Source organism: Methylomonas defluvii, assembly GCF_033949435.1.
Taxonomy (GTDB): Bacteria; Pseudomonadota; Gammaproteobacteria; order Methylococcales; family Methylomonadaceae; genus Methylomonas; species Methylomonas defluvii.
On sequence record NZ_JAXARY010000010.1, the window covers coordinates 86,355 to 103,667 of the forward strand.

The 17,313-nt window shown below is 49.1% G+C and carries 10 protein-coding genes; 9 read left to right on the plus strand and 1 reads right to left on the minus strand.

Going from position 1 to position 17,313, the window contains the following annotated elements:
* Positions 1–53 precede the first annotated feature (53 nt).
* From QLH52_RS12250 to QLH52_RS12290, 9 genes are all read left to right on the plus strand, one after another.
* Complete coding sequence (locus QLH52_RS12250; protein WP_319961749.1) at positions 54–2,882, plus strand: UvrD-helicase domain-containing protein; 2,829 nt, start codon at positions 54–56, stop codon at positions 2,880–2,882.
* A gap of 494 nt (positions 2,883–3,376) precedes the next feature.
* Positions 3,377–3,721, plus strand: coding sequence for a helix-turn-helix transcriptional regulator (locus tag QLH52_RS12255; RefSeq protein WP_319961750.1), 345 nt, complete (start codon positions 3,377–3,379; stop codon positions 3,719–3,721).
* Positions 3,708–4,982: a type II toxin-antitoxin system HipA family toxin gene (locus QLH52_RS12260; protein WP_319961751.1), complete on the plus strand. Its 1,275-nt coding sequence runs from the start codon at positions 3,708–3,710 to the stop codon at positions 4,980–4,982. Before QLH52_RS12255 ends, QLH52_RS12260 begins: the two co-directional genes overlap by 14 nt.
* Positions 4,983–5,575: 593 nt before the next feature.
* Positions 5,576–6,121, plus strand: coding sequence for a transglycosylase SLT domain-containing protein (locus QLH52_RS12265; RefSeq protein ID WP_319961752.1), 546 nt, complete (start codon positions 5,576–5,578; stop codon positions 6,119–6,121).
* Entirely contained in the window at positions 6,121–6,438 is a 318-nt protein-coding gene (locus QLH52_RS12270) for a flagellar transcriptional regulator FlhD (RefSeq protein WP_319961753.1), read from the plus strand. The genes QLH52_RS12265 and QLH52_RS12270 overlap by 1 nt, the downstream gene beginning before the upstream one ends.
* Positions 6,439–6,441: 3 nt before the next feature.
* The gene (locus tag QLH52_RS12275) at positions 6,442–7,005 is read left to right on the plus strand and encodes a FlhC family transcriptional regulator (protein WP_319961754.1); all 564 of its coding nucleotides are present in this window, start codon (positions 6,442–6,444) and stop codon (positions 7,003–7,005) included.
* 743 nt (positions 7,006–7,748) lie between these two features.
* Positions 7,749–10,385, plus strand: coding sequence for a hypothetical protein (locus tag QLH52_RS12280; RefSeq protein WP_319961755.1), 2,637 nt, complete (start codon positions 7,749–7,751; stop codon positions 10,383–10,385).
* Positions 10,386–10,388: 3 nt separating this feature from the next.
* Positions 10,389–12,902, plus strand: coding sequence for a hypothetical protein (locus QLH52_RS12285; RefSeq protein ID WP_319961756.1), 2,514 nt, complete (start codon positions 10,389–10,391; stop codon positions 12,900–12,902).
* A gap of 609 nt (positions 12,903–13,511) precedes the next feature.
* Positions 13,512–14,126, plus strand: a complete 615-nt coding sequence (locus QLH52_RS12290; protein ID WP_319961757.1) for a hypothetical protein — start codon at positions 13,512–13,514, stop codon at positions 14,124–14,126.
* Here the strand turns inward: QLH52_RS12290 and QLH52_RS12295 are convergent.
* Complete coding sequence (locus tag QLH52_RS12295; RefSeq protein ID WP_319961758.1) at positions 14,116–17,313, minus strand: conjugal transfer protein TraG N-terminal domain-containing protein; 3,198 nt, start codon at positions 17,311–17,313, stop codon at positions 14,116–14,118. The genes QLH52_RS12290 and QLH52_RS12295 overlap by 11 nt on opposite strands.

Genomic DNA, 17,313 nt, shown 5'->3' on the forward strand with positions numbered 1-17,313 from the left:
CGGATGACCGCCGCCCCGCGTCGCCACCACACTGTCTACCCCTTTGATGAATCATGAAAGTCCTGATTTATAACGAGCTCGATCCCAAGGACATTCCGGGTTTTTCCAAACTGCAAGCTTATCTGGAAAACGACGATTTCAAATCGGCGGAGGTCAAAAAGCTCGGCGACAATCTCTACCGAGCTAGGCTCAACCAGCGCGACCGCTTGTTGTTTTCCATCTATCGTTATCAGGAACAACGCTATGCGCTGATTCTGGAATTCATCAAAAACCACGCTTACCAGGATTCGCGATTTCTGCGCCAGGTCAGCACCGTCGATGAAAGCAAAATTCCCGACATCCCCTTAGTATCCATCGACGAAGCCGCGCCGCTGGTTTATCTCAATCCCAGCCAGCCGCGTTTCAACCTGCTGGATAAAATCATCTCTTTCGACGATCGCCAACAGGCGATATACGACTTGCCACCGCCGCTGATCGTAATCGGTTCGGCCGGCAGCGGCAAAACCGCGCTGACGTTGGAAAAAATGAAACACGCGGTGGGCGACGTGTTGTATGTCACCCAGTCGGCTTATCTGGTCAACAACGCGCGTGACCTGTATTACGCCCACCAGTACGACAACCCCGAGCAACAGATCGATTTTCTGTCGTTTCAGGAGTTTCTGGAAAGTATCCAGGTGCCAACGGGCAATCCGGTCAACTTTGCGGCGTTTCAAAACTGGTTCAACCGGCATCGCCAAGGCCATGCACTGAAAGACGCGCACAAATTGTTCGAGGAGTTCCGCGGCGTCATTACCGGCCCCGCCACCGATAAAAGTTGGCTAAGCCGCGAGGATTATCGTGCCCTGGGCGTCAAGGAATCGATCTTCCTGGCCGAAGAACGCGACGCGGTTTACGACGTGTTCGAAAAATATCTGCAATTTCTTGCCGATAACACGCTTTACGACCCCAATATCGTCAGTCACCAGTATCTGCAATCGATTCGAGCTCGCTACGATTTTGTCGTGGTCGACGAAGTGCAGGATCTGACCAACATTCAGCTGTATCTGATTTTGAAATCGCTGCATCACAGCCGGGACTTTCTGCTATGCGGCGATTCCAATCAGATCGTCCATCCCAATTTCTTTTCCTGGGCCAAGGTCAAAAGCCTGTTTTACCGGCAGGACGATTTACAAACCGGCGATGAGCTAATCCGCATCCTCAACACCAACTACCGCAATTCGCCGCAGGTGACCGAGATCGCCAACCGGATTTTGAAGATCAAAAATTTGCGCTTCGGCTCCATCGATAAAGAAAGCCATTATCTGGTGGAAAGCAATGGCCACAATCAAGGCGAAGTGTTGTTCCTGCAAGATACCGCAGACATCCGCCGCGAATTGGACAACAAGACCAAGGCATCGACCCGCTTCGCGGTAATCGTCATGAATGCCGAACAAAAACCGGCAGCCCAGCAGTATTTCGGCACACCGTTGATCTTTACCATCCAGGAAGCCAAGGGCCTGGAGTACGAAAACATCATTCTCTACAACTTCCTCAGCCAGGAAGAGGCCCGTTATCGGGAAATCAGCAAGGGCGTTGAAGCGGCCGACTTGCACCATGACATCAAATACGCCCGCGGCAAGGACAAGACCGACAAATCGCTGGAAATCTACAAGTTTTACATCAACGCGCTGTATGTGGCGCTGACGCGGGCGATCAAGAATTTGTACTGGATCGAAAGCCAGCCCAAACAGGCATTACTAGATTTATTGGGATTGGGCGAAGCCCAGGCCAGTCTGCAACTGGCCAGCCAGAATTCCAGCCTCGATGCCTGGCGATTGGAGGCGCATAAACTGGAGTTGCAGGGCAAGCAGGAACAAGCCGAGCGTATTCGTAGCGAAATCCTCAAACAGAAAACACCAAACTGGCAGGTCATCGATACGACCACCTTGCCGGAACTCAAACAAAAAGCGCTGGTCGGCAACGACAAAAACGCCAAACTGGCGCTATTTGAATACGCGTTGGTGTATGAAGACCTCGACATCATCAACAGCCTGTTGAAAGCCGATTTCAAGGCCGCCAAACAACCCGACAAAGGCCTGCAACTGCTGCAGCAAAAACATTACAGCGCTTACAGCTTCAAAAAGCCCGATGCGGTATTAAAGCAAGTCGATCAATACGGTGCCGATTTTCGTAACCTCTTCAACCAAACGCCGTTGATGGTGGCCGCCTGGATGGGCAATGCCGAAGCTATCAAGGCCCTGGTCGAACTCGGCGCCGATACCGAAAAAGTCGATAGCAACGGCCTGACGGCCTTTCAAATCGCCCTCGCGCAAAGTGACCGAAGCGAAGCTTACGCCAAGAAGAAAGTGGCCGAATTTTATCTGCACCTCAAGCCCAACAGCATGAGTATTCAAGTGGATGGCAAACTGGTCAAGCTGGACAAACATACCATGGAGTTTTTCCTGTTGAATCTGATGATCGCCTTGTTCTACCGCGTGATGCCTTTCAAATTACATTACCGGATCGAGGGCTTCAGTACTCAGGATTTCATCGACGCAGTACAACATATTCCCACCACCATCCTGCCGGAACGCCGCAAACAACGAGCCTATCTGTCGAGCATTCTAGCCAAAAATGAAATCGACAAGGATGACAAGCACAACCGCAAACTGTTTTATCGCGTGATGCGCGGCGCTTACATTTTCAATCCCAAATTGGCGATTAGGGTGGAAGGCGAATGGGTCAACATTTACGATCTGCTCAGCATCGACAAACTGATGCCGCAGTACGAAACCAAGCAGGACTGGTGGCGGGCCGACTACAACGCTTATCGCGAGAAAAGTATGGCCGCCCAAAAACAAGCCTTGAAAGGATTGATTGCGGTAAAACTGGGCGCTAAATAATATTCAGCACTGACCGGACAACTATTCCATCGAAAAACCATGAGCTTGAAACGCATGTATCCAGCCTTAAATTACCCAAATTCCTTTAAAAATGCTTCGTAAGAACCATGCCGCCGACGCAATTAAAAACCCTAGCCCGAGCTGAAATCTGAGTTTTATCCCTCGTTTTAACCTCTCATCAATGGAGCGGGATAATGGATGGATAAACACTATACTAAACAACGATTTAACAGCGTCCCGCCTTGTGTCGTTTTGTCAGTAAACGTCAGCTCTACCCCCGTACGACACGGCTTTGTCACGTTTTGCTGAAGTCGTTAAGCTTATTTGCCCTTACCAATCAAGGTGCGATACGGATGCCCCCTCAGAACACCGACTATATGTCTATTATATTGTTCATTTTCCAACATAATGACTAGAATAATAGTCATTATGTTGCTGAGGTATTGCCATCAATGTTAATCTGTTACTTGTTGTAACATTTCCCATCCAAGTCCATGAACAGCATCAAGTCTCCCAGAGCTTATTCGCGCTATGCGCAAGAAGCCGTCATCTTGCTGAGCAAGCAGATCAAGCTAGGCCGCAAACAACGCCAGTGGAGCGAACAACATTTGGCGGAACGCGCTGGAATATCCAGAGCCACCTTACAGAAGATTGAAAAAGGCGAAATGAATTGCGCCATTGGCTTGGTATTTGAGGTTGCGGTTTTGGTGGGGGTCAATTTATTTGAACCCGGCTCAGCGGACGGACTTTCCAGAACCATTGAACATACCAATGACAAAATAGCCTTATTACCCAAACGCATCCAATCCAAACCCAAAACGATCCATGATGATTTCTAAGAAATCAACACGCGAAGCCTATGTCTGGATCTGGCTACCCGACGAGACCAAGCCCGTGGTCGGTGGACGTTTGGAAGCAGATAACGGCTATTTGCTATTTAACTATGGCAAAAGCTATCTGGAACGCATCAATGATGCCCAAGCACCGGCTATCGCAATTTATGAGCCGGAACTGCCGTTAAAATCTGGGCATTTACCACTACTGACTGGTCTGACTATGCCGGGCTGTATCCGTGACGCAGCGCCGGACGCTTGGGGGCGACGAGTCATTTTGAACAAGTTGCTTGGATTGAAAGGTATTGATACCGATCCGAACATATTAGATGAACTGGTTTATCTTTTAGCCTCCGGGTCTGATCGCATTGGTGCACTGGATTTTCAGGAGTCGGCTTCGGACTATTTTCCCAGGACATCCAACTTAATTGAAATGGATGAATTGATCGAATCGATTGAACGGGTTGAAAAAGGTATCCCGCTGACTGCCGAATTGGATATGGCACTGATGCACGGAAGCTCGATCGGCGGCGCCCGACCCAAAGCATTGATAGAAGCCGAAAACAGCAAATACGTCGCAAAATTTTCAGCAAGCACCGATCTCTACAGCATTGTCAAAGCCGAATATTTGGCCATGCGCCTGGCTGCGCTGTGTGGATTGTCGGTCGCACCAGTAAAATTACTTCAGGCCGCCAAAAAAGATGTTCTTCTCATAGAACGCTTTGATCGACTGAAAACGGATGCTGGATGGACGCGTAAAGCCATGGTTTCAGCACTCACACTTTTTCAGCTGGACGAAATGATGGCGCGTTACGCCAGTTACGAGACTTTCGCGGAAATCATTCGTCACCGATTCACTGCTCCCAAAGCTACGCTGAAGGAATTATTCTCCCGCTTGGTATTCAACATTCTCTGTGGCAACACCGATGACCATGCCCGAAATCATGCCGCTTTTTGGGACGGGCAACAGCTAAGTCTAACGCCGGCCTACGACATCTGTCCTCAGGCTCGCACGGGGCATAAAGCCTCGCAAGCCATGCTGATTTCAGGCAACAACAATCTAAGTCAAATAAAGATCTGTCTAAATGCCGCGCATCATTTTTTATTGTCCGTTGAACAAGCACGCGATATTTACGAACAACAGGTTGCGACCATCCAAGAGCATTGGCAGTCAATCTGTGAAGAGGCGGAACTCAATCCAACCGATCAACAAATGCTCAAGACCAGGCAGTTTCTCAATCCTTATGCGTTTGAAGGAATGGAATAATGGTCTCCCTATTTCGTTTATGGGCATTGGAAACCAAGACGATTCCAACTGTAGCGATGTTGGGATATAAGCCAATGACATACAGGATGGTTCGGTAAGCGTCTTAACACGCATTTTGCTCATGTATTTAAGAGCCGAGGCAACCCGCACCCACCTAATACAGTCGCTACAATAATTCCTGTATCAAATTTACTGGGCAGTCTTGTATACCAAGCATTCGGAAAAGGCCGTAAGCGCCTAGCAGACAGTTCGCGTTTAAGCCCGCAACTGCAAAGCTTGGCTTTGAGGAATACCTGGCGACTTCTTGCTAAGCGCTTATCACTCCCAGTACACTCCAGCCGGGTCTTAAGCAGATCAAACTGGCAATTGTCAACGAAATTTATATGTCAATTTGACTAAAAACGCCTCGAACGGTGGTTTTTCGGACATATAGAATTTTTGACAAAGCCTTAAACTCGCCTCAATCCAAATGTGATGAGGTGGATATGTTAATCATCCGCGCTATAAAACAAAATCAATCGACAGCTTTTTCCGGTAAACGATGCTCGTCGTGCTTGGTTGTGGCATTTCTTGGGCTAATTGGAAGCTTTGGCATGCCAAGCCCGTCACAAGCGGCGGAACATTCCGATCTCTACCCCAATTTCAAGCACTCATCTATTCCGAGCACACAGTTGAATAATACTGTTTGGTGGCAAATCGCCAGTCGACATCAGCTCGATCCTTACATTTTGTATGCGGTAGCCTTAATCGAGTCACGGAAAAACGACGAGCAACATCTGGTTACGCCTTGGCCATGGGCTATCAACAACGCGGGCAAATCGTTTATCCCGGTCAACCAAAAAGCGGCGGAAGCGCTCCTCAATAAACTGTTGGCGGAAGGCCGGCACAATGTTGACGTCGGCATGATGCAAGTCAATCTGAAATGGCATGGCCATCGTGTCGCCAAGCCAGAGCACTTGCTCAACCCCATGATCAATCTTGAAATCGGCGCAGAGTTACTGGCCAAAGCCATCCGTTCCGCCCCGGATAATATTCACTTGGGTGTTGGTCGTTATTACAGCTGGAAAGATGCAACGGCAGCGGTCGAATATGGGCAAAAAGTCGTTGCTTTAGCCGATCAAATCAGACTTTTGATTTAATGGAGGCGATTTCAATGAATGGCAACCTCTACAATCTCAATCTTGAATATTTGATTGTTGCCCAGACACTCATTCTATCCGGTAGTGAACAGAAGGCCATGTTCTGTTTGGGACTGACGCCAGAAGCAATCTCCCTGCTAAGAACCATGCCGCTGGCGCAATTAAAAACCCTGGCCCGAGCTGAATATCTGAGTTTTATCCCTCGTTTTAACCCCCACCAATGGAGCGAGTTTCTCCAGGAGAAAAAACCGCAACCCGACACAATTGACGAGCAGGCACGTGAGTTGTTGATGATCTTGTCTTGCAGAGAGGATTAATTGATGAACTCGCAATGTACTTTCGAGGCTCGTCTATATGATCAATACCGGGCATATCAGTTAATGAAACGAAAATTGCGGACCGCAATGGCAAGTAAGATCATAAAAAATTTACGCCCGACCGATCTGCGCAATATTTACCACGCGATTCACAAGAAGAGGCCGCAGTCCGGCATGATTCCTACGATTGAAGCGATTCCACAAGCACGCGAATCATTCTTGTATATGGCTTTATTTGCATCAATCTACCGAAGCGCAAGCCGAGTCAGCATAAAAAGTGCGCTAGACCTGGATGCCATCATTTTTGCATGGGATTATTTCTGTACGCTTTTTCCCAACCACATTCGAGAACGTCGACCCTTTGGCCGAATACGTCCTGCCAATTTTGACGAAGCATGGGTCATTATTCTAGCGATAAACAATGGCTTCGCAGAGATGGGTTACTGTACGACCTGCCATCGAAACTTCCTGATCATCCATGGGAGTAAATATTTGCCAGTTTGCCAAATTTGCGCAATGGATGATATTCGACGGCATGAATCGGCGCAAACAAAGACGAGGTGCTGACACCCAATGCCATTGCATTAATAACGTAGACTTTACGGCCAGATAAGGCCAGCGAATTTTGATGAGGTCTTGGTAATAGCTCATGCCATGAAAACCGGATTAGCTGACTTGCAGTACAGTTCGGGTTGTCGTAGGAATTTTTTTCATCATTTACTGCACCAATTACCCACCGATTTGCCAGATTTGTGTGATGAGAAATGCAAGCAGTAAAGGAACTTCAGCTGATTCATGAATCTGATTTGGCTACTCGCATATTTCAGTCCAGACCATCCATTCCCATTGAAAACGCCACCCGTTCCGGTTCAAACCCTGCCATAATTCTCTATGAGATTGCTCTGGAAGTGAATGCGCTTTTGGGGCGTGGCTAATTAACGCAATCGACCCATTTTGTCGGTCGCTTCTCCAAAGCGGGCCGTTCAGGAAAATCCGAATTTTGGAATCCGCGGGCCACATAGCTGCCGTTAGTGACCTCAACCAACCGGCCAAAAGCGGTCTTTCGACTTGCAAATAATCACGTTAATTAAATGACCTGTTCTAGCGAGTAAGTTGTCATTCATCAAACTGTGAACGTAGCGCAAAGACATGCGATTTAACTCCATTATTTTTCTGATAGATCTTGACGCTAATGCGTTAGTAGTTTGAGGATGCTATACAATCTACGTTAGAGTCGACAGAGGCGTTGGCTTAATTTTCATCAATATTATTTTTCCGGTACATCGACCGAAATCAGATTAGGTACAAAAATGACCAACTCCATCGTAATCGAGCTTAGATCCAGCGACCACAACAGCGACGTTCCCGTTGGAGAGCTTGTGCAGCAAGGTTGTTATGATGAATTAAAAGAAAAGATTTGTTCCGATCTAAAAAAAGTAAAGGCCATCCGTGAAAACAGTGAGTACCACTCCGATTTCTTCGACAAGTATCCTCCTGGCAGCGGACTTGTCTATTTCATTGACGGCACGCGTGGTGCAGGTAAAACCACATTCCTGCGAGCGGCTTTCAAAGGTTTGTCGGGAGTTGGCAAAGAAGGAAACAATCATGCAGTCAAAAATCTTGTTCCGCTTGCCTATATCGATCCGAGCAATTTGGAGAACAATGAAATCATCTTGCTCACGTTACTCAAGGAATTGACAAGAATCATCGAAAAACAAAAGTCCAGCTTACAAAGCGAAGAGTCTTACAAGGCTTTTCGCGAAAACTTCAAAAAGCTTGCAGGTGGCCTGAGTTTATTTGTTAAAGATCATCACCCATTGCAACATCTCGACCCAGAGTTGTTCTTGGATCATGGTTTGAATCGTGCCGGACATAGCAAGGATCTTCGCCGCCACTTGCACGAAGTGCTGGATTGCGCCTGCAAGCTCCTCGGTACGGATTCCCTATTGATTGGCTTCGACGATACCGATACCAATGCCGCTCATGCCCGCAAAGTGCTTGAATGCATTCGTAACTACCTAGATACTCCCCAGCTGGTGATTCTTGTCACTGGAGACCTGGAACTCTACTCGTTGCTAGTACGTGACCACTTCTTCGACAACCTGCGCCATAGCCAATACGACAAGGATGAGGAGCGCCATCAACAGCGCGTGCGTATGGTGGATCACCTCGAAGACCAGTACCTGCTAAAGCTTTTCCCTATTCATCGCCGATTACAATTGCGGCCGCTGGGGAGCTTACTTAAAGTTGCTTCCTGCGACTATGTCTTGGCTCACCACGACTGGTCTGACAAACGCACTCCACTTGAGGTCCTTGACGAGCTGATTCGCCGAGGACTGCGGATCAAGAACGAGGCGGATATTGCGTTGTATCGTGAATTTCTTCTACAACAACCGCTACGATCTGTGCTGCAGCTATTGTCGAGCTGCGCACGGCATTTGAGTGTAACAAACGAGGATGGCAAGGCAGCGCGGGCATGGAATAATCAACTTTCGGAAGCACTATGCGAAAGCCTGCGAGGCATGGCATTGGGGAGCCTGTACAAATTTCGAGTAAATGTCGATGCGCTCGCAGGTAAGGATTTGCCGGCGCTGATCGACGCAGTCTTCGAGCTCTCCTTGAGGGACGGGGATTCTGACACGGCGGCTTACCTGCGGCCGCAGACAAAAGAGGATGATTTAAAGAGTTGTTTCACAACGCTCGCCGCCGAAGTTGCTGGGCAATGTGTGGAAAGTCCTTCAGCAGCCATTCTCTATCTGCTTGGCGGACCAGGTAGCATTTCGCTGTTTGGCAAAGAGGTTCGCCGCAACGAAAAAAATATAGATCGCGACATTCTGTGTCAGCAATTTCGTCAGTATATGGGCGTTGGCCGCAGGGAAGACGCTCTCAATTGGGCTCGGCATGCATCCGCAGTAATAGCGGCAACACATCGGCAGGGCGGCATATTGATTGAAGTTGGGGTCATCGGCTTAAATAAGAGCAAACCAGGTAATGCAACGAAGGGAAAAAATCCTGAAATATTCGCGGGATTTGACGTATTTTCCACTCATTTTAAAAATAGAAAATTGCCTGTTTTTGCATTAAGTCTGGTTGATTTGTCTGGGTCTAGCAGTGGAACCACTTATGCTTCGATATACAATATCCTTGGCATAATCGAGCGCGTGCTTGTCGCCGACGATATCTCGCAAGTGTTGAAAAAGCCTTATCCCTCGCTCAGCGTTTCTCGCCCGGAATGGGGATCTGGCTGGAGCGGTTCAGTCGACGACGATGAAGATTATGATGCCGTGCCCAAAATAACCAGCAATGGTCGAGCCAATACCGACCAATCGGAGACGGTAAATGAGAATACAGAAACCGAAACTCCAACGTTGCCAGATGATGTGATTAGTGAAATTAGGAGCTGGAAAAACACATTCAATAAAGAGTTTGACAAATTAACACCTTCCGCTGTCATGCTCGGCAAAGTCTGGACACGCCTCTATTTTAGTTTGGAAAATGCGTCCAATAGCTTGCGACCTGTAAATACTTTTGGTGCTGCAAGCATCATGGAAATATTCGCACTTTGTGTCATTAACGCGTTTCTTATAGAAGAGGTTGAACATCACTTGGTAACTGAGTCGAGTAGCTCATTACCTCCAATCGATAGAACCAATCCGCAAACATCTGCCAAAGACTTCATAAATAAAAAAATTGCTTTTCTTGCTAAGAATAAAAACAATCTTCCATTTACTTACGCTATTGCAACATGCCCATTGATTGTTGGGTTGATTAAACCTACGAGTGTTGCAGAAAGTAGGTTTTCGGAGTTACTTGGCGATAAGAATGGCAAGGCCACGGTGGCTAGCAAAAAAAAATCCGAAAAGTTGCTTTGTTCCAGCGAAGATTGGCGCTTAATCGAAAATTCCTTTATTGCTGGCCGTTGCAAGAAGCCAAGCGGCGAAAAGTAATAGATGACAAATACCTCATCCACCCTCGCTTTACTTTGTACCTCGCTGCTCTCCAGTCATAAAGTATTTGAGCTATTACAAGCCCAGCCGTTGCATACACCGATCCGTGCCGAGGCAATGCGAGAGGCGGTGTACCACGCATATCAGCCGTGGGCAGCACGCGTGCCGGACCATGTGTTCGAACGCGCCTGGCAGAAACTGGCAACTCAGACAGCCAATCGTGATGGAACTTACTGGTCGCCTGGAGCTTTACAGGCGCTTGCGGATGAATTTCTGACCCCTCGGCATGGCCAGTTGCACGTAAAGCTGGAAAAATTCGGCGCTTGGCAGCAAAGTGTGTTGAGCCGTCTCAGTGGTGTACCGGTGCAGGCCGCAGCGCATGCTTGGCCGCAGAACTGTGTGTACTTGTCGAGACTAACGTCTCCCGACCGGCTGTGCGTATCAGATACCAACAATTGGTCTCGGCGAAATTCTCCGATTCTCTACCCGTATGACCCTCTGGTCGAAGACTATCTGGAGCGAGAGGGACTGCACGAAACCCATTTGCATCTAAACGGTAGCACACATGCCGAGCAATGCTGGTTACGAGCGCTTCATCAACCGGAACGGGAAACAACGGATTTCGCGACGAAGTGGCATGAGAACTCTCAGTCCGGCGCAAAGTTACGTGAATTGAGCAGGACCATCAACCCGGCGCTCTCGCCCGCTGAATTGCGCCGCCAGCTGTATGCAGCGCGTGCGCTACGCACATGGTTAGTAGCCGCAGCGACGAACAAGCTAGCAGACGATACCTCTTTGCCGGTCAATTTTACTGAATTGCAGGAAGCCTCCCTTGACGTTCACGATACGCTGGAACCGGATCTGTATCTGGGTGAAGCATGCTGTATAGAAGGGGAACGGCGTTGGCTTTACCAATTACTGCATCGCTTCGACTGCCAAACCAGCCTGATACTGGAGCGCATGCTGCATCTCTACCTATTGCTGCAAAATTTATACTACCGCCTGTTAGTGCAAAGTGAGGAGCAATACGGTTTAGAGCAGTTCCAGAAACTGACCTGGACCGAACTTCGCGTGCCTGTGGAGAAGGATTATCTGAATCGCTTCCGATTAATGCACGGCGAAACGTGGCGCAGTCGTACCGACTGCCTGGAAGGGCGCTTTGCACCCAAGGATTTGCCGAACAAGAACGTTACGTTGGTGCGCAGCATTCTTGGAGGATACCTGCGCTACCTCAATGAATCTGCCCATGATAAAAACTGTTCTGCACTTGAGGCCGATTCGCTGAGCGAATTATTGCAAGACCTGGATGACCAACTGCATAAAGGAACGTTAAAGAATCGTAGCCGCATGCGCTTGGCTCTGGTGGCACATTTCATTAAGCAACCAGAAAATCCAAGCGATTCACCCTATCACTTCTACACCCTACGCCAAAGCCTGGAAAGACAAGCTCACGCACTGATTGCCACACTGGAAAACTACCCCAATTTGCGGCGCTGGATACGAGGCATTGATGCGGCCGCTAATGAGCTACATGCTCCCCCTGAGGTGTTCGCCAGTTGTTATCGCTTATGTCGGAGAGCGGGGTTGACGCGACGCAGTTTTCATGCGGGAGAAGATTTTCCCCATATCTTGAGCGGAATACGCACCATGCTCGATGTGTTGGAGATATTGGAACTATGCGAGGGAGACCGCATCGGCCATGGGACAGCGATGGGTATCAATCCAGCATTGTGGATAGCTCGTATGCCGGGGGCGATAACGATGCCCAAAGGGGACTGGCTGCTAGATCTTCTTGCCACTTGGCGGCTTTTACGGAGAGCGGGAATCACGGACGATGCCTACCGTGTGGAGTGTGATCTGGCAGAGCTAGCAAGCGAACTGTTCGATCGCGACATCACCTGCACAGCACTGGAAAGGGCAATGCGTTTTCGCGGTCTGAATCTTTTTTATTTGCAACAAGCGCAATGCACGCCGAAGCAGGATTGGTTTCCTGGGATCTCACCGCTAAACGATCTACAACGTACCGAGGCGGAACAGGTAGCATGGACAATGCGCAGCCACCGGATCGACCTGGATTTACTATGGGAATGGTTGAGCGACGAAAACGTGCGAAATCGCAGCCGAGCACTCACCGACATTTCTGCCAATTACCTGACCGACCAAGCCTGCTTGCGGATACAGCAGGAACTGATGCATGAAGTGGCTAGACGTCGCGTGTTAATCGAAACTTTGCCGTCAAGCAACGTACGTATCAGCCAGTACCAAAATTTCGGCGAGCACCATTCTTTGCGTTGGATGGGCGTACCGGGTTTCAAGCAGGACGGGGATGCGGCCATCATGGTAACACTGGGTTCGGACGATCCAGGCATTTTTGCCGGTGACTTGCGTGGAGAGTTTTACCAGCTTTATGCTGTGCTTCGTGAGCATGGCTATAACGACCGGGATGCGCTTGGCTTTTTGGCTCCGCTCAACGAACGCGGTAGAGAATATAGGTTTCACGATTCATCAATCGAATGAATCAGAGTCGACATTTACCCATGTAGAGCGATTGTTGCTTAGTTGAGATCATTGGTTCTTCGCTAGAAGCGGTTTGACATGAATTAAATGAAATTGTTGATTTCAAGTAACCGATAATTGCTCTAGTAGAATGGTTAAGTTCAATTAGCAGCCACTATTCTCTGAAAATTCCAAGTATGGCTTGGCCAACCAGTTAGCGTATTCGATTGACTATTCAAAGCCAGAAAGCTGCCATCGGATTCCAATTCCCTGAAGCAGACGTTCGCCACTGAGCCAAACCGACCGTTGTGATTCACAAAGACAAGATCGATAAGATTAATCTTCTTGACACTACGTCCGCGAGAAACGGAGTATGAATAGCAAGACGAGCCTGAGGTTGAAAACACCTCTCGTATCTGAACTTGAGCGCTTCGTTTCTGACATATTCCAAATTAAGCCATTCGATTTCTGCGCTAACAGCTCAAAATAAATGAGCTACATGTCTAACTCAGACTAAGGAGAATAATCCTGAGCTTTTAAGCATAAAAAGCCAATAATTTCAATGTGATGACTTGGAAAAAGACCAATACCGGCGTACGATAATCGCATCTAGATATTTGGAAGCTACTCATGTCATCTGCTCTATCAAACCGATTTAAAGTCAGCACCACTATTCAGCAATCCGGATTCGGCCAAACAATGTTTAGCGGACATCACGCCACCGCACATTGCCATGACTGTAACCGCGCAATGGTGCCACGAGTCATCACTTATTATGGCCAGCCGCTGAAATCGATTTGCCCGTTTTGCGGCGCTACGTTCTCGAAATTCGAAAGCGGGTTTGGACGTTTATTCCGACGTTTTCAAACTCGAACGTTGTCCTTTTCGGCCTTTTACTGCCTATCCATTGCAGTTATTGGATTTGGCTTGATTGGATCATTAAGCTCGAAGAGTGTTCTTTCAAACAACTCAGGGCACATTGCCTTATACGGTACGGTCATCTTCGGATTGTTGACTTTGGCGGAAATTGCCTTTCAATGTATCGAGCAATTGGCAGCTAAACTTGACCATGAAAGCAATTATTACTGGGCCATCCTGGTAGTGTTGGCCATGATCCTGATTCATCAAATCCCTGAGTGGACTGGCTATGTAGTAATAGCGTTCGCAGTCATGCTAACCAGAGGTCTGTTATCTGGCCTATTACAACTGTTCAAAACCCGCGGTAACGGTTTCGTTAGTAATTAATCTTTCCACGGGCGCGGTTGTAATTCCCGATCTGATCAATTAGATCGTTTCTGTTCTGACCAGCCGCTTGTTTTAGCAGCTGGGCAATGTTACTGCCGTCAACTTGTCCTTCTTCATCCAGTAAGTTCTGCCTGGCGGCGCCCAAATCGCCAGCGTTCTCACCGAAAACCGCGACACCTGCAAAGGTATCAATCATCGCTACGCGATAATAGGCTTGTTGGCTTGGCGTCAGTTGGTCCGCAACAGCACCCACACGTTGGTCGGCCCAATGTGTGGTGGCTTCAGTAAATCCAGCCTGAGATTGAGATGCGCCGAACTTAATAGCTTCCCAATAGCCAGCCCCTTTTGAATACGCTTCATCGGCATGCGCAATGAATTCATTCACCGATCCCTTGGTACCCGCGCCGACGGCTTCAATATTTTTCGCTGAGTTGTAAAGACTACCCCCCAGGTAGTTGTACGACGCCTCAGCCGCCGAAGGCGTATCGTTGGCCGCAGCCGCAATGGCAGCCTTAAAATGCTCCGCTTTGATATTGGCCACTTCGGTAAACCCAGTCTTGGATGTTTGATCTAGCTCTTGAAGATTCTGATCATGATTCGCCTCTATGGCCTGTTGGCCAGAATGGATTTTGTTACCGGTACGGTCAATTTGTTGCTGCGCACGATGACCAATGCCAGTGACTTCAGTTCGCGGATCAGCTAAGTTGGCTTGCTCGACATCCGACTGAACACTTCCAATGTGAGGCGCCTGATCCCGCAACGATTCATTTCTGACCGGGCTATGGCTTTGATCTGCTTTCGGCGCATTGAAGGCATCACCCAGTAATTGGTAACCGGCCACTTCGGCTTGCCGGGATTGCTGGTTGTCGAGGGTGCGATAGCTTGGGGACGAAAACCCCGTTAACAGCGACATGCCTGCGGCGGCATAGGCTTGTTCGCTGTTACTGATCCAACCGGCAGCTTTCCATTGTGAGGCTAATCGTTGAGTGTCTCCGCGCAACCCATGCTGATCCAGGGTGTGATCAAGGCGTTCCATCAGCGTGCTGTCATTAGCGATCTTGTAACCGGTTTCCGCCGCACCAAAGCTAGCCTGGCTTCCAAATCGTTGCTGTGCCGAGGCGGTTTGCTGATAGGTTTCATTAGCGGAAACCACATCGGTTGCGCTGCGTTGCAAGGAGGAAAGTGATTGGCTTTGTAAACCCATGGAAGCCACATTACGGGTGCCGTCCTGAGCATCCATCGCCAAGTTTTTGGCCAGACCAACCTGATAACCCTGGGCATCGTTGACGGTTTGGCTAATATCGGCGGCAATGGCATCCGACTTATCCTGGCCAACCTTGAAATCGTTCTGTAAGCGTCCAGAGAGTGTGGCACTTAATTGATCGTTACCCAGTTTGGCGCCGGCATTGGCACTGCCAGCAACCAATGCAGAAAAACTGTCTGCCGAAATGCCAGTATCCGCATGTTTCTTGGCAAAGGCTTCACCAAACTGCCGGTTATAGGCGTCGGTATGACTGGAACTGCTGGCGATCTGTTGGCCCAGTGAGAGACTATCAAACGCATCATGGGTAATGCTGCTGGATTTTGAGGCAGTGGACGACACGCTGTTCATGAAACTGTTGGTCGCTTGTTCCGAGGCACTATAGGCTGAGGAAACAGCCGCACTCATATCCTTGCCGGCGGAGAATGTCGGTAACACTTTGTCACTGCCGGTTTGCGTCACCGCCGAAAGCGGACTGTATTGATGCTGCGGTTGTGCGTTCAGTATCGGTGCCGGACTAATGACATCCGGCGTGGCTATGCGTTCATTGGCATAGTCGCCGCCATCCATCCGCCCCAGAAAGTGCGTAGCGGTGACCGCACCACGGTAAATCAACATCAAGGTAATGGCCGGTGTCGATGCAGCCAACATGCCGCCAATCGACAACCATTGCTGCAACTCCATATCCAGCTGGTAAATACCCATCATCGATGGCAGATTATAATTGGCTGTGGTCAGTGCTGCCATTTTGCCGGCCGCCGACATCTGGAGAAATAAGTTGATCACCGCCAGAATCGGCATCCACAACTGGATCCACAGCAGCATCGAGAAATAGCCGATGTTCATGCGAATACCGACACTGCCAAACAGCACTACAAAGGCCATGATCGGTGCGATGGCGTAACTCAAGCCTTCGATAAACGCCATCATCGGCCGGACGATTTTCGAAAACAAGGTCTGTTCTGCTGCCCATTGGGTATTACGTTGCTGAATAGCTTGTTCGATCATTGAGGCCTTGGTCCAGTGCAGACCGTCTTCATGCCGCCCTACCACACCTTGCTCGAACATCGGCATGATCGCCGACATCAGCATGTACTGACTGGCATCCACCACACCCGGTCCCGCCAAGGCATCAAATGCTTCCTGGATTTTCGGCAGCGTATCCGCGGCAGCCGGCACACCCAAAATTTGTTGTAGCTGGCTTTCCAATGCCGTGCTAAAGGCGCCATTGGCAAGATTACCCAGATTGGTCCAGGCATCAGTACAGGTTTGCGTTTGTGGCTGACCACCGCTATAAATCTCGGTCATGTAAATGTCCGAGTCAAAGCGAATGGCATTGAGCGGATCGGCATCACGCAAAATCGCATCGACCGATTTCAGATGTAAATCCACGCCGGTCAAGGTACATTCCTTGACGTAATTGGCAAACGAGGCTTCCATATCGCTGCCAGCCACCGGCGCATTGGCTGCACCCAGATGAATCCGCGAGAGCAGGTTTTTACGCACCGCCGTCAGGGTTTGCAAGCTATCGGCAAAGCCATTGCCGGTCATGGTCGGTGTGCCAAAGGCTTGTTCGAACAACCTTGTGGTGCGATAACCCATGTTCGACATCACGCTGCCAACCACCGCCGGCCCCATCGGTACGTTATCGACCACTACCACACTGCCGGTATACGCATCTTCGATACTGACTCGCACGGACGGCGCATACAGCATCAGCCACAGCACATAAGCGATGAACAAATCCTGATAACGAATACCTCGACCATCAAATTGAATCAAGGCGCGCAGCATGACAATAATCACACCGATGATGCCACCAATAGCCGCAGCCGTGCGGTAATCGCCGGTACCGGCGATCATGGCGACTGCATTCAGTACCGCTTGTAGATAGGCTGAATCGCCCACGGAGAAAATTTCAAACAT